Consider the following 13614-nt stretch of genomic DNA (forward strand, 5'->3'; position numbering starts at 1 on the left):
TACTAACGAAAGAAGGTGAGATAATGAGTGAAATGATGATAGAGCGGATAAGGAATTATTTTAACGAACATAGCGAGAAGCCGCTCGCTGTCCAGGAACTGGAGGATGAACTGCAGCTGCAGGAAGCTGTGGAATTCAAAGAGCTGGTGCAAGCCCTCAATGAACTTGAGGAAAGCGGTGAATTGGTTCGAACACGCAAAAATCGCTTCGGACTTCCGGAGAAAATGAATCTTGTCCGCGGGAAAATTCAAATGCATGCAAAAGGGTTTGCGTTCCTGATCCCTGATGATGATAACCAGTCCGATATCTATATCCATCATTCGGATTTGGCCTCAGCAATGAATAATGACGTGGTACTGGTGCGTATTGAAAAAAGAAATGCAGATGGAAATAGGCCAGAGGGGACGGTTATTCGTATATTGGAGCGTGCGACCCATCAGGTGGTCGGGACGTTTGATGACAGTGGTTCATTCGGATTTGTGATTGCGGATGACAAGCGGATACCGAACGATATATTTATACCCAAAAACCAGACAGGTGGTGCGGTCAACGGTCATAAGGTGATAGCTCTCATTACTAAATATCCAGAAGCCCGAATGAGCGCAGAAGGGGAGATCGTTCATATTCTTGGTCATAAAAATGACCCTGGAATAGATATCATTTCAATCATCCATAAGCATGGCATTAAAATGGACTTTCCGGAAGAGGTCTTGGAGCAGGCTGCCAATACACCAGATGAAATTGATCCAGCTGAACTGGAGAACCGTCGTGACCTGCGTGATAAACAAATCGTCACCATTGACGGGGCGGACGCCAAAGATTTGGATGATGCTGTTTCGGTAGAGAAATTGGAGAATGGCCATTACAAGCTTGGTGTTTACATTGCCGATGTCAGTTATTACGTCGAAGAAAATACACCAATTGATAAGGAAGCGTTTGAGCGCGGAAACAGTGTCTATTTGGTTGACCGGGTCATTCCAATGATTCCACATCGGCTATCCAACGGTATTTGTTCCCTGAATCCCCAGGTGGACAGGCTAACACTTGGATGTGAAATGGAGATTGATAACAAAGGTGAAGTGGTTGGTCACGAAATTTTTCAGAGTGTCATCAAAACAGACGAGCGGATGACCTACACGGATGTCAATAAAATTCTTGTCGAAAAGGATGCATCTGTTCACGAGCAATACAAACCGCTTGTCCCTATGTTTGAGAATATGGAAAAACTTGCTGAAATTCTGCGCGGGAAGCGAATGGGCCGCGGCGCAATTGACTTTGACTTCAAGGAAGCCGAGGTTCTGGTTGATGACAGCGGCAAGCCAGAAGATGTTGTTCTAAGGGAACGGTCAGTTGCTGAACGCCTGATTGAGGAATTTATGCTGGCAGCGAATGAAACGATTGCTGAGCACTTCCATTGGATGGACGTACCTTTTATTCACCGGATTCACCAGGACCCGGATGAAAGTAAATTGCAACATTTCTTTGAATTTATAGCAGGGCTTGGCTATGTGGTCAAAGGAACTGCCAATGAAGTTCATCCGCAGGCATTGCAGAAAGTGATTGAAGAAGTAAAAGGCAAGCCGGAAGAAATGATTGTGTCTAAACTTATGCTGCGCTCCATGCAGCAGGCGAAATATGACCCGCAGAGTGTCGGGCACTTTGGCTTGGCGACGGATTTTTACACCCATTTCACTTCTCCAATCCGGCGTTATCCGGACTTAATTGTACACCGCTTGATCCGAACGTATCTGATTAACAAACAAATGGATCAGCAAACGACAAACCATTGGAAAGAAAGAATGCCGGAGATTGCCCGCCACTCATCGGAAACGGAGCGGGCAGCCGTTGACGCGGAACGAGAAACCGATGATCTGAAAAAAGCCGAATTCATGGAAGATAAAATTGGAGAAGAGTTTACCGGCGTGATCAGTTCCATTACAAATTTCGGGCTGTTTGTCGAGCTGGAAAACACGATTGAAGGGCTTGTCCATGTCAGCTATTTGACCGATGACTACTATCACTATGACGATCGCAGCCATGCTATGATAGGCGAGCGAACCGGCAACATGTACAAGATTGGGGAAGAAGTGGACGTTCGCGTGGTAAAAGTCAACCTGGATGAACGTGTTGTTGATTTTGAATTGGCGAACCCCGCCCCGACGCCTAAGAAAAAGGGAAGGAAAAAAATTAAGGCGAAAAAGGTTAAAAAATGACTGATGGGACTGCGGTGAAAGAATGAATCTGAAAAAGACTAATGTGCTGTGCGTGTGCACCATGTTAGTCTTTTTTGTAACGTCACTGTCCGGATAATTGGAAAAAAAGCTTTTATCTGTTAAAATAAAGGCCACGCATGTAGTGGGAGGATGTAGGTATGCCAAAAGGAACCGGGAAATTAATTGCACAGAATAAAAAAGCAAGACATGATTTTTTTATCGAAGAAACCATTGAAGCTGGCATTGTTCTGAGAGGAACAGAAATTAAATCCATCCGTGCTAGCCGTGTGAATTTAAAAGATTCCCATGCCAGAATTGATCGCCGCGGGGAACTGCAGCTTGTTAATATGCATATTGCTCCGTATGAACAGGGGAATCAGTTCAACCATGACCCGACTCGGTCACGCAAATTGCTTCTGCACCGGAAAGAAATCGATAAACTTGCCGGTCAGATTCATCAAAAAGGCTACTCCCTCGTGCCACTGAAGGTCTATATTAAAAATGGCGTGGCAAAAGTGCTTATTGGTATAGGAAAAGGAAAAAAGAAATACGACAAGCGGGAAGATCTGAAACGCAAGCAAATGAAACGAGACGCCGATCGTGCTGTCAAGGAAAGCATGCAGTGACGCTCAGCCGTGCTTGACTTCTGCCGCTGATGTGTTACAATAAGTATTGTCGTGATGACAAACAAATAAATGAATAATGCTCGCTCTATCCGAGCGTATTCTCCATCTTTATTATATGGGGACGTTACGGATTCGACAGGGATAGATCGAGCTCAGATCGCACGTCGAGGTTACGGCTCGTAAAACGTTATTGCCTAAATATAACTGGCGAAGAAAACAATTCACCAGCTCTAGCAGCTGCCTAAGCACTGCCTAGAGCGATCCTTCCTGCTCTCGCCCGTGGAGCAGATTGAAGGGTCTCAAATGAAGCGGGCTAATCCAGTGTCCACCGTCTGAGGATATTGGCTGAAACGAATCAGACTAGCTTCCTCAAAGCCTGTTGGTAGGCTGCGAGGTAAGCGAATGATAATATACCAACTAAGCGTGTAGTGATCTGAGTGGCGATATCTCTGGACGTGGGTTCGATTAGTAATTAGTCGCCTTTTGTGGTAACACAAAAGTGATAATCCGGCTTTATCGGTGAAACCTAAGTTGTATGGAGATAATCTTGGCAACAAATTAGAGGCAATAGGGCAACACCGAGCGGTATGTGGAGTAATCCAACAGCCGTGTATCGACTCATAGGCTGCCTGAGGGCAGGTAGTACTAGGATGCGGAATGCTGCCTTCAACTTCAATAGGCAAATAAACTATTTCGCATAAGACGCCGGAGAACCTGGGATAATCAGGTTCAAGATATAGTCAGTGCCATGTGAAAGCATGGAAGAGCACGTCCCACCGTCTCCACCAATACATATGTTGGTGGTTTTATTTATTGTTTTTTAATAAAATTAATGTATATACGGATATGACCAATGCAATTATAGAAATAAAAAGCGAAATCCAAAGCATATTATCACTTCTTCCTTGCGTATTTTTCGTAAATAGTTTACTCTTAGAGAAGAATATGGGAGGAGAGGTATTTAATCCTCTCCGTGGGTTCTTGGACTTTCTCTATTAATGAGGGAGTCCATTTTCTTTTTTCGTCTTGTTAAAATGACGGCTGTCAAGTTAATAACAGCAACTGTCAAATTAATAATAGACGTTAAAAGAATTAAGACGTCTCCATATCTACCACCCCCTTTCTAAAAGGGGGATATTCATTTTACCATACCTTATAAAAAAGAATAGTCTTTTTCTTTAAAAAATTATACTCCGCAGAAACGTTATCCTCTAAAAGAAAATACTACCTTTACCGGTTTGGCAAACTCCTATAAGTGCGAGTGTGGTGACTTCTGCACCCGTCGATGTGTCATTTTCACCGGGTTTTTTGAACAACCTCTATAAGTAAGTATGATTGTTGTTCTTGTACATAGACCTGTATAATGAAAAGTGTGTGACGGAGGTGTGTGAGTTGGATATAGGAGATATTACTACGAAGTTAAAGCATTATCGTCCATCTATTCTGGGACGGGAACAATACCGTGAATATGGCGTTCTCATTCCAATCGTTGAAAAGGATCACGGTGAACCCTATATTTTGTTTGAGGTTCGAGCCATGCATATGCGCAGTCAGCCGGGGGATGTTTGCTTTCCGGGCGGGAAGATTGACAGCTGTGATTCGGATGAGCGTCAATGTGCGATTAGGGAAACGTCGGAGGAATTGGGGATTGAACAGTCAGCGGTAAGCGATGTTTTCCCGTTTGATTATCTCGTTTCCGATACAAGAATTGTCTATCCGTTCGCCGGCAGAATTATAAATCCAGAACAGATTCAGCCAAATCAGTCCGAAGTGGAACGGGTGTTTAACGTACCACTGTCATTTTTTTTGGAAACTGAACCAGAAAAATATAAAGTGGCATACCAGCCCATGCCTGAAAAAGACTTTCCTTTTGAACTCATCCAGGGCGGGAAAAATTATAACTGGAATGAGCGCAGCAGGGATGAGCTTTTTTATCAGTATGATGGGAATGTCATTTGGGGTCTGACCGCCATGATTATGTATCATTTTGTCGGGCTGCTAAAGACGATGTAGGTTGTTTGGGCAAGAGGGGTGGGAGCGGGACAAGGGACAGTCCCCGCGTCCCGTTAACCTAATGCAACATCGAGAATCATCATGATGGCGAATCCGAACATGACGCTCATGGAGGCAAGGTCTTTATTGCCGTTTTCCTGTGAGCTTGGGATGACTTCTTCAGCCACGACGAAAATCATTGCTCCTGCCGCAAAACTGAGTGCATACGGCAAAAGGGGCTGCATAATAGTAACCGCCAATGCTCCAATGACACCGGCTATCGGTTCGACCATGCCAGACATCTGTCCATAAAAGAAACTTTTCCTTCGTGCCATTCCTTCACGACGAAGCGGCATCGAAACGGCCAATCCCTCTGGAAAGTTCTGAATTCCAATGCCGAGAGCTAGTGCAATGGCACCGCCGAGTGAAGCCATTGGCAGATCGGCGGCAATTGCTCCGAAAGCAACACCAACAGCAAGCCCCTCCGGAATGTTATGCAATGTAACTGCCAAAACAAGCAGCGTACTCCGTCTTTTTCTTTCCGGGTTGATTCCTTCAGCCTGATCCATCTTTAAACCCGGATGAAGGTGCGGGAGTAATTTGTCTGCTCCCCATAAGAAAAAGCCACCAAGCAAAAAGCCAATTGCGGCGGGAACCCATGCTGGCACAGGACCTCCCTCCGCCTTCTCTAATGCTGGCGCAAGTAACGACCAGAAACTTGCGGCAATCATGACACCGCCGGCAAAACCAAGCATACTGTCCATAAAACGCTGATTGAACCCTTTTGTTGTGAAAACCAGTGCTGCACCTAATGCAGTCATGCCCCATGTGAAAAGAGTAGCAATCGTTGCCTGTGCGATTGGATTCAATTCCAGAAAAAAATCAAACATAATTAATGCTCCTCTCCTATATTTTGATCCGTTAATGGTCAGAATATGTTTCAATGATTAAAAATTGATTAATTATGGCATTTTTGTTTTGTGCACACCTAAATGTTTACCTAAGGAAACTTTTATTGACTATGGAAAGTATACACCTGCTCCAGTTGGATGTCAATTGCTTAAGGGCTGTCCCGCAGGTACTTAGAAAGACTCAGCCATTCCATCTGTCGCATGGCGTGTGCCGAAGTATTCTTGTGAGGTCGTCCACACTTTCTCTTTTTGACGTTATAAAAAAACGCAAAGACCGAAAATTCGTCTTTGCGCCTGTGCTGAGACTGTTATTTTAAAACTAGGTATTGTATGAAAAAACTTCCCCCTAAATTAAAAGAAGGAAGTTTACGAGTTATGTTATACAGTTGGTTCGACTGGCCAGAATGATTTATTTTCGGCCATATTCCAAAACATATATTCAAAATAACTTGTCTTTACAATAATTTCTTCTAGTTCTTTCTGTTCATGCTCAGGTTTTCCTTCCGCGATATTATTAATAAGGTTGATGCAGTCTTCCGCGATTTTTGTGAATTCTTCCGACGAATACAATTTAACCCAATTTCCATAAAGCTCATGTTCGGTTGCACCTGGCCATGTGGCAAGTTCTTTTCCGATAAAATTATAACTCCATGCGCAGGCCAAAACCGATGCGATCGCATTTTCAACGCCGCCGTTTTGCGCTTTATTTAACATATAGCTTGTATAGGCTGTAACTGTAGCGGACGGTTCGGTTGCTTCCAATTCCTCATTTGAAATGCCGAATCTCGCTGCGTACTCCCGGTGTAAATCCATTTCATAATTCATTGTACCGGAAAGTAAATTTGCAAACATCGTCATTGTCTTTAAGTTATGCGCTTTTGCAGCTCCAATTGCAAATACGCGAGAGTATTCAATTAAGTAAATATAGTCCTGTTTCATATAGTGCTTAAACTTTTCTTCATCTACATTCCCTTCGCCGATACCTTTGACAAAGGGATGCTCCAAATAAGAATTCCACAAAGGTTTTACCCGCTCAAAAACGCGATCACTGAATTTTTGTTCCATAGTAAATAGCTCCTCTCCTATTTCACTAGGGGGAGCATAAAAAATCATTTACCGCTAAAGCAAAACTGACTACATCCATAAATCCTTCATCATTTCCACTTCCCTACGCTAGTATGAACTAGATCAGGTTCAAAGGGTCAAGACTTACCTTTCTCAGCAATGCAATGCTCCCCTAGTGTTTTTTTAATTATTCAGTTAGCTATTATGGTATACGCAAATAATACGTCTGTCAATTCCTGTTCCTTTGTAAAATGAAATATGGTGCAGGTGTTTGCGTTGGTTCCATGACTAATATACTTTATCCCCATTAAATATGGAGTTTTTCACGACGACATAATCCACATGACGGATCGCTTCTAAACTAGACCCACCGGCATAGGATATGGAGGATTGCAGATCCTGTTCCATTTCCTGCAATGTATCTTTTAACGAACCTTTATGCTCCACGTACATTTTCTTTCCTTCTACATTTTTCTTTTCACCCTTTTGGAATTCCGAAGCTGAACCAAAGTATTCTTTATACCGTTTCCCATCTTTTTCAACTGTTTCACCAGGGGATTCATCGTGACCGGCAAACAGGGAGCCAATCATGACCATCGTCGCACCAAAACGGACGGATTTTGCAATATCGCCATGTGTCCGGATACCGCCATCAGCAATGATTGGTTTAGTCGCTGCCTTGGCGCACCATCTTAGTGCCGCTAATTGCCAGCCCCCGGTTCCGAAACCCGTTTTTAATTTTGTTGTGCATACTTTTCCAGGGCCTATACCAACTTTGGTTGCATCTGCACCAGCATGTTCCAGTTCTCTTACAGCTTCCGGTGTGCCAACATTACCAGCAATCACAAAACTGTTTGGCAAATGTTCTTTAATGTGGCGGATCATGTTGATGACCGCATTTGCATGGCCGTGCGCAATATCGATGGTAATGAAATCCGGTATAAGCTGTTCATTCGCAAGTTGTTCAATAAACGGATATTCTGTTTGTTTAACACCGACGCTGATAGAAGTGAACAATTCGCGTTTGTTCATATCCTGAATAAAAGCCTGACGTTTATCTGGTTCAAACCGGTGCATGACATAAAAATATCCGCCGGCAGCCAGCTCAGCCGCTATGTCCTCGTCCATAATCGTTTGCATGTTGGCCGGTACAACCGGAAGTTTAAACGTATGTCCAGCTAAAGTAATGGATGTGTCACATTCAGATCGGCTGTTCACGACACATTTGGCCGGAATCAGCTGTACATCTTCATAATCGAATACGTTTTCCATGAATATCTCTCCTAATAAACGAATGTTATATTAAAAATCAAATTAAATGTTCGTACATTTCGTACTATACACGAATCGTTTTGGTATGTCAAAACTGGACGATCACTTATACTATTTGTGCTATAATGTGGGTGATTTGCACCATTTATAAGCGGGTGAAACAATGCGGTATACTACACTGAGCAGGAATGAAACAGATAACCGGTATCACAATAGGGGTACAGAACACGATATTTTCAAAGCTTTTTATCAGGACTATCAGGAGATCCGGGAAGAATTGTTCGGGCATTTACGGAAACATAATAGAGAATGCAGCAATTTAGTTATTTTTAAAAAGGCACAAAAAATTCTAGATCGTGTTATATTCATTTGTTTTTGCGAGGACACTGGCCTGGTGTCAGCTCATCTATTCCGGGATATCGTTCAAGCCAACGAACAATCGTCTGACAGAAATGGAACAACTCTATGGGCTCAGCTGAAAGAATGGTTCGATTCGATTGATAAAGGAAATCCAGAGATGGGTATCAACGGGATCAATAGCGGCCTATTTAAGAAAGATACCGAATTAGACAAACTAGTTATTCAAGATGATATTTTTTCGTCGTTTGAAAAGATAATCAATTATGATTTTTCGACAGAGCTTCATGTGAATATACTAGGGCATGTTTTTGAACAGTCGATCAATGACATGGAAGCCATAAAAGCGGAAAACCTGAACGAAACATTGAATCCGGTGGGAGGGAAACGGAAGAAGGATGGAGTATTTTATACATCTTCAGGTGTTACCAGACTATTACTGGAGGAAACATTGAACAGCTGGATAGAAGATAGAAAAGGAGAATTGCCGGCAGAGGAGGACAAAACTTTTTACCATGAATTGCAGGAACGGCTGGAATCGGTTAAAATTCTTGATCCCGCCGCAGGAAGTGGCGCATTCCTGAATACGGCGTTTGATATGCTGGTTTTGGAAATGGACAAAATCAATAAAGAATTAGGTGCAACGACCAGCTATCGCTCTGTCCTGAATAATAATTTGTTCGGTGTCGATTTGAATGTAGAGAGCATTGAAATATGCAAGCTAACGCTGTGGCTTAAAACCGCCGGCAAAACGAAGCAGTCGGCATCATTGGCTGACAACTTCAAATCAGGAAATTCAATTATTACTGATCCGGCGGTTTCCAACCAGGCATTTGACTGGCATAAGGAATTTCCGGAGATTATGAAGGCGGGCGGGTTTGATATTGTTATCGGCAATCCGCCATATGTTTTCGAAAGGGATAAGGCATTCACGGATGCGGAAAAAGCGTATTTTCGTACCTATTATCACTTGGCTGACTACCAGCTTAATTCCTATCTGTTATTTATCGAACGCTCGTACCATTTGCTGAACGACGGCGGCTGGTTTGCATTTATTGTCCCTAATACATGCCTGACGATTGATTCCTTTAAAAAGATGCGCCGATTTTTACTGGAGCATACAGGCAACCTGAAGATTATCAACATATACGAACCCATGTTTGAACAGGCAGATGTGGATACGTGTTTTATCATTTTCCAGAAAACAGCACCGACAACGGTGAAGTTAGGTGAATATGGTAATGGCAAGACGGATATTGTCGCCGAAGTACAGCCGGATGCATTGCTCGATGACGAAAGCATCATTAATATTTCACTGATGAAAAACCGCCGCGCTCTGGACATCATGAAAAAGATAGAAGGAGGCAGCCGTGAATTAGGATTAATTGCCACAGTGAAATCGGGACTGGTGGCATACGAAGTTGGCAAAGGTGAACCACCCCAGACAAAAGCAATGAAAGAAAACAGGGTATACCACAGTGACCATCAAATAGACAATACATATTGGATGTATTTGGAAGGGCGGGATGTGTGCCGCTATTCTATGGACTGGGGAGGCAGCTGGCTTCAATATGGCCCGAACCTCGCCGCCAGACGGAAGGAGGAACTCTTCACGTCACCAAGGATTTTAGTAAGGCAGATTCCTTCCAAATCAACATATGCAATCCATGCTGTCTACACGGAAAAAGAAATAGTAAACGACCGTAACTCCAATAATATTATCGACTTTCAAAGAGACCCTATGTTTCTTTTAGGTGTAATCAATTCCAGGATCATGACGTTCTGGTTCATCTATAAATTTGACAAGTTCCAGCGCAGAACATTTCCGCAATTGAAAGTGAAAGATTTGGAAAAGTTTCCGGTCCCGGAAGTTTCGGAACAGAAAATGAAACAGATATCGGAAGCAGTTATACAAATGCTGCAAGTCCAGCGGGAAAAAAGCAATCTTTTGCATACCGCGAGACAGGATATGTATTCTAAAGACAAAGGAAAAGCGATGGGTGCACTGAATGTACAGGAAGAAAAGCTGAATGAACGAATCGATCAGCTCACAGCAGATGCGTTTGGACTGGATGAAGAAGACCTGAAGCTGATTGACGCCAATTTAGAAGAATGCTTGAAGTGATCTGTTCATTCGATAGACAAACCCCCCTGCGCATTGCCACAGGGGGGTAACATTATCGCAAGTCTCTGCCACTGCAGTATTAAAGCACGTAGCCGTACACACAGATGAAATGAAAGAGACTGCCAATCAGTATAAAAACGTGAAAGATTTCATGGAATCCCATGTGTTTAAATGACAAAAACCGTGGCTTGAGCCAGTAAATGAATCCGCCAATCGTATAAAACACACCACCGAAGAGAAGCATTAGCATGCCTGCAGTTCCGATAATCGGAGCAAGCAGCGGGCTGAAGAAAATGACAATCCAGCCCATGGCGATATATAATACAGTTGATAACCATCTGGGCGCATGAAACCAGACTAGCTTGAAAGTGACCCCAGCACAGGCGATGCCCGCTATTACCGCAAAGAGCACCCAGCCGGTATTGCCACGCAGGCTGATCAGACATAATGGTGCATAGGTTCCGGCAATCAGCACAAAAATCATGGAGTGGTCAACCCGGCGCAGAAAGGCGATTATATGATCCCGTGCAACCACCATATGATAGGTTGCCGAAGCGCTGTATAAAAGAATCATGCTTGTACCGAAGATAGTGACAGCGGCTACAGCAAGGATCGATCCGGATGTCTCCAGTGCTTTAACAATTAAGGCAGCCAAGCCAATGACCGACATGATTGCGCCAAATAAGTGGGTGAGCCCATTGACTGGCTCACGAATAGAAAAACTCAACAATATCAGCACCTTTTCACACGTTAGCAATTTTCCAAAGTATATACCAACAATAGATGTATAGCAATAGGATTTCAAATGAAAAGAAAGCTGCTGAGTTAATTTCACAGGAAAGAAGGTATCATGAATGAAATGGAGTATATTAGACCAGTCGCCTATTGCTTCAGGCAGTACTGCACAGGAGGCGTTGCACGCTTCTGTTGATTTGGCGGTTAAAGCAGACGGATTAGGGTATACACGTTATTGGATTGCAGAGCATCATGATATGGGTGGTCTGGCGTGTCCGAATCCCGATGTGATGCTTGGAATTATCGGTTCAAGAACAGAACGCATTCGAATCGGTGCAGGTGCTGTCCTCCTTCCGCATTATAAGCCGTTCCGCGTGGCGGAGACGTATAATTTGCTGGCGACACTGTATCCAGACCGCGTAGATTTGGGCATTGGGCGAGCGCCGGGCGGATCTGCGGAAGCATCAATGGCTCTTTCTGGAAACTTTTTGGAAAATGTGCGGCATATGCCGGAATCACTTGATGAATTGCGCAAATTTTTACAGCAAGATTTTTCCAAAGATGATATGTACGCTAAAATAAAGCCGTCACCTGTACCGGAAGCACCACCGGAGGCGTGGCTGTTGGGTACAAGTGAAAAGAGTGCAATTTTGGCGGCAGAATACGGACTGCCGTATGTGTTCGGCCATTTCATGAGTAATCAGGATGGTCCGAGCATTATGCAGCGGTATGCGAAAACAATGACGGAAAAGCACCCGGACAAAGAAGCAAAAAAGATTGTAGCAGTATCCGTCATTTGTGCTGAAACAACAGCTGAAGCGGAAGAACTCGCCATGAGCAGTCAGTTGTGGAGCGTTCAGCAGGCGAAAGGGGAGGGAGATGGCAAATTGCCTTCCGTGGAAGAGGCGAAAAATTACACGTACTCCGATGAGGACATGGCTATGGTCCGCAAGATGCGTAACCAGACCATTGTTGGCAATCCTGCTGAGGTGAAACAGGAGCTTGCCCATTTGAAAACACAATATAACACGGATGAATGGATGATCCTGACCAATACGCACTGCTATGAAGCAAGGAAAAACTCTTATGAACTGCTGGTAAATGAAATCCCGGGCTGAGCTCTACTGCCTGTGCAGAGAGTATTAGCCCAGGGTTCACGGCTCAATCTGTTATTGTGGCTCTAACTTGTAATATCGCTCAACCAGATGGTAGATAGAGACAAGCTCATACAGCAAAATTAATTCCGGCCGAAAACTGGTTGGGTGCTGTTTCTTCTTGATTGTGATTTCCTCATTATGATCCCAGAACAGGCCGGTTAGTTGGTGCAGCCACTCCGTATGCTCCTTCTTATAATATAAATTGGGGTCTTTCAGTGACGCCGCAAGTTCTTCAGCTGCATTACGGATGGCGAGCCGCTTCTCAGCAGGGAGTTCCATCGTGCTGAACGATGTATGAATCAGATTATCGGTATGATAATGAATCAGCCGCAGCCGGACAAGCTGCTCCTGTTCAGCTTGAAATCGCGTCCATTCACTTCCGGCAAGCGGGTGATATTTTGCCTCTTCTTTTTGAAACTGAATAAGCTCCTCCGTCTGGTGGATAGCTTTGTCAATCTGATCCGTCAAGTCCTGTTCCACGACAACCACCTCGTGTTCATCGTCCAGAATATCACAAAAAACCTTCTCAACTGCAATACCCGTTTTATATGCAATCGAGTACACCCGTTTGGTGATTTCCTGTGTGTAATCAGGAGGCAGCACAAACATATTGACAATAGTGGATACAGCAAGTCCAGTCGTTGTTGTGCCGAGCCGAATGAAGAAGGACATTAAAAAATTGCTGTGAATAACTTCGACCATGGCTACGGAAGTCAGTGTAGCGACAAGCAGTCCTGCGTGCAGCTTAAGCCGGAAACAGGTCACAATTGTAAATACAGCTGCCAATGTGTACGTCAATGGTGAATTGCCGAAAAAAGAAATAAAAAGTACTGCATATGCCGATCCTATTGCCGATGCCGGAAACCGAACAATTCCTTTCTTAATGGAATCCGATACAGTCGGTTCTATTGAGACAATCGCTGTAATGACTGCAAAAACAGGCGGCCAGTCCAGCAACAGGCAAATCCAGGCTGTAATAAAGATGGCGACACCGGTTTTGATGACCCGACTGCCCGGCAATTTAACATGTTTCATCTATTTCATCTCCAAATATAACTCCGTCAATCTCCTATTTTTACAATTTTATCGCCCGTTTGCAACCATTTTCAAAAACGTAAGGTCATTAGATAAGGCTGTTTTCTAAAAGATTATTGCTTTTCG

General features: G+C 43.8%; 10 protein-coding genes, 1 other RNA gene and 1 riboswitch. Of the genes, 6 read left to right on the forward strand and 5 right to left on the reverse strand.

Going from position 1 to position 13614, the window contains the following annotated elements:
• Positions 1-23: 23 nt before the first annotated feature.
• From rnr to ACFSUO_RS10905, 4 genes are all read left to right on the forward strand, one after another.
• Positions 24-2213, forward strand: coding sequence for a ribonuclease R (gene rnr, locus ACFSUO_RS10890; RefSeq protein WP_382393969.1), 2190 nt, complete (start codon positions 24-26; stop codon positions 2211-2213).
• Positions 2214-2371: 158 nt separating this feature from the next.
• A complete protein-coding gene (gene smpB / locus ACFSUO_RS10895; RefSeq protein ID WP_382393971.1) occupies positions 2372-2839 on the forward strand; it encodes an SsrA-binding protein SmpB in 468 nt (155 codons plus the stop codon).
• Between the two features lie 125 nt (positions 2840-2964).
• Positions 2965-3307: a transfer-messenger RNA gene (gene ssrA / locus ACFSUO_RS10900) on the forward strand.
• A gap of 915 nt (positions 3308-4222) precedes the next feature.
• Complete coding sequence (locus ACFSUO_RS10905) at positions 4223-4852, forward strand: NUDIX hydrolase (protein WP_382394055.1); 630 nt, start codon at positions 4223-4225, stop codon at positions 4850-4852.
• A 53-nt stretch (positions 4853-4905) separates the two neighbouring features.
• On the opposite strand, the gene ACFSUO_RS10910 is transcribed toward ACFSUO_RS10905, so the two are convergent.
• The 3 genes from ACFSUO_RS10910 to guaC form a co-directional block, all read right to left on the reverse strand.
• Positions 4906-5721, reverse strand: coding sequence for a ZIP family metal transporter (locus tag ACFSUO_RS10910; RefSeq protein ID WP_382393973.1), 816 nt, complete (start codon positions 5719-5721; stop codon positions 4906-4908).
• A 399-nt stretch (positions 5722-6120) separates the two neighbouring features.
• Entirely contained in the window at positions 6121-6807 is a 687-nt protein-coding gene (gene tenA / locus ACFSUO_RS10915) for a thiaminase II (RefSeq protein ID WP_382393975.1), read from the reverse strand.
• 83 nt (positions 6808-6890) lie between these two features.
• A riboswitch (TPP riboswitch) is annotated at positions 6891-6991 on the reverse strand.
• 104 nt (positions 6992-7095) lie between these two features.
• Positions 7096-8079: a GMP reductase gene (guaC, locus tag ACFSUO_RS10920; protein WP_382393977.1), complete on the reverse strand. Its 984-nt coding sequence runs from the start codon at positions 8077-8079 to the stop codon at positions 7096-7098.
• A gap of 163 nt (positions 8080-8242) precedes the next feature.
• Here guaC and ACFSUO_RS10925 point away from each other — a divergent pair, with 163 nt between their 5' ends.
• Complete coding sequence (locus tag ACFSUO_RS10925) at positions 8243-10561, forward strand: Eco57I restriction-modification methylase domain-containing protein (RefSeq protein ID WP_382393979.1); 2319 nt, start codon at positions 8243-8245, stop codon at positions 10559-10561.
• Positions 10562-10640: 79 nt separating this feature from the next.
• Here ACFSUO_RS10925 and trhA read toward each other — a convergent pair whose 3' ends face one another.
• Positions 10641-11288 carry a PAQR family membrane homeostasis protein TrhA gene (trhA, locus tag ACFSUO_RS10930; protein ID WP_382393981.1) on the reverse strand — a complete coding sequence of 216 codons (648 nt, stop codon included), beginning with the start codon at positions 11286-11288 and terminating at the stop codon, positions 10641-10643.
• 127 nt (positions 11289-11415) lie between these two features.
• Here trhA and ACFSUO_RS10935 point away from each other — a divergent pair, with 127 nt between their 5' ends.
• Positions 11416-12414, forward strand: a complete 999-nt coding sequence (locus tag ACFSUO_RS10935) for an LLM class flavin-dependent oxidoreductase (protein WP_382393983.1) — start codon at positions 11416-11418, stop codon at positions 12412-12414.
• 51 nt (positions 12415-12465) lie between these two features.
• Here the strand turns inward: ACFSUO_RS10935 and ACFSUO_RS10940 are convergent, their stop codons facing one another.
• Positions 12466-13488, reverse strand: a complete 1023-nt coding sequence (locus ACFSUO_RS10940) for an aromatic acid exporter family protein (protein WP_382393985.1) — start codon at positions 13486-13488, stop codon at positions 12466-12468.
• Between the last annotated feature and the right edge of the window lie 126 nt (positions 13489-13614).

Origin of the sequence: Lentibacillus juripiscarius (assembly GCF_042685205.1) — a bacterium.
GTDB classification, from domain to species: domain Bacteria; phylum Bacillota; class Bacilli; order Bacillales; family Amphibacillaceae; genus Lentibacillus; species Lentibacillus juripiscarius.

Bases quoted from the DNA above. Each gene is read 5' to 3' on its own strand.
- rnr (WP_382393969.1), top strand. From the start codon at position 24: ATGAGTGAAATGATGATAGAGCGGATAAGGAATTATTTTAACGAACAT.
- smpB (WP_382393971.1), top strand. From the start codon at position 2,372: ATGCCAAAAGGAACCGGGAAATTAATTGCACAGAATAAAAAAGCAAGA.
- ACFSUO_RS10910 (WP_382393973.1), bottom strand. From the start codon at position 5,721: ATGTTTGATTTTTTTCTGGAATTGAATCCAATCGCACAGGCAACGATT.
- tenA (WP_382393975.1), bottom strand. From the start codon at position 6,807: ATGGAACAAAAATTCAGTGATCGCGTTTTTGAGCGGGTAAAACCTTTG.
- guaC (WP_382393977.1), bottom strand. From the start codon at position 8,079: ATGGAAAACGTATTCGATTATGAAGATGTACAGCTGATTCCGGCCAAA.
- ACFSUO_RS10925 (WP_382393979.1), top strand. From the start codon at position 8,243: ATGCGGTATACTACACTGAGCAGGAATGAAACAGATAACCGGTATCAC.
- ACFSUO_RS10935 (WP_382393983.1), top strand. From the start codon at position 11,416: ATGAAATGGAGTATATTAGACCAGTCGCCTATTGCTTCAGGCAGTACT.
- ACFSUO_RS10940 (WP_382393985.1), bottom strand. From the start codon at position 13,488: ATGAAACATGTTAAATTGCCGGGCAGTCGGGTCATCAAAACCGGTGTC.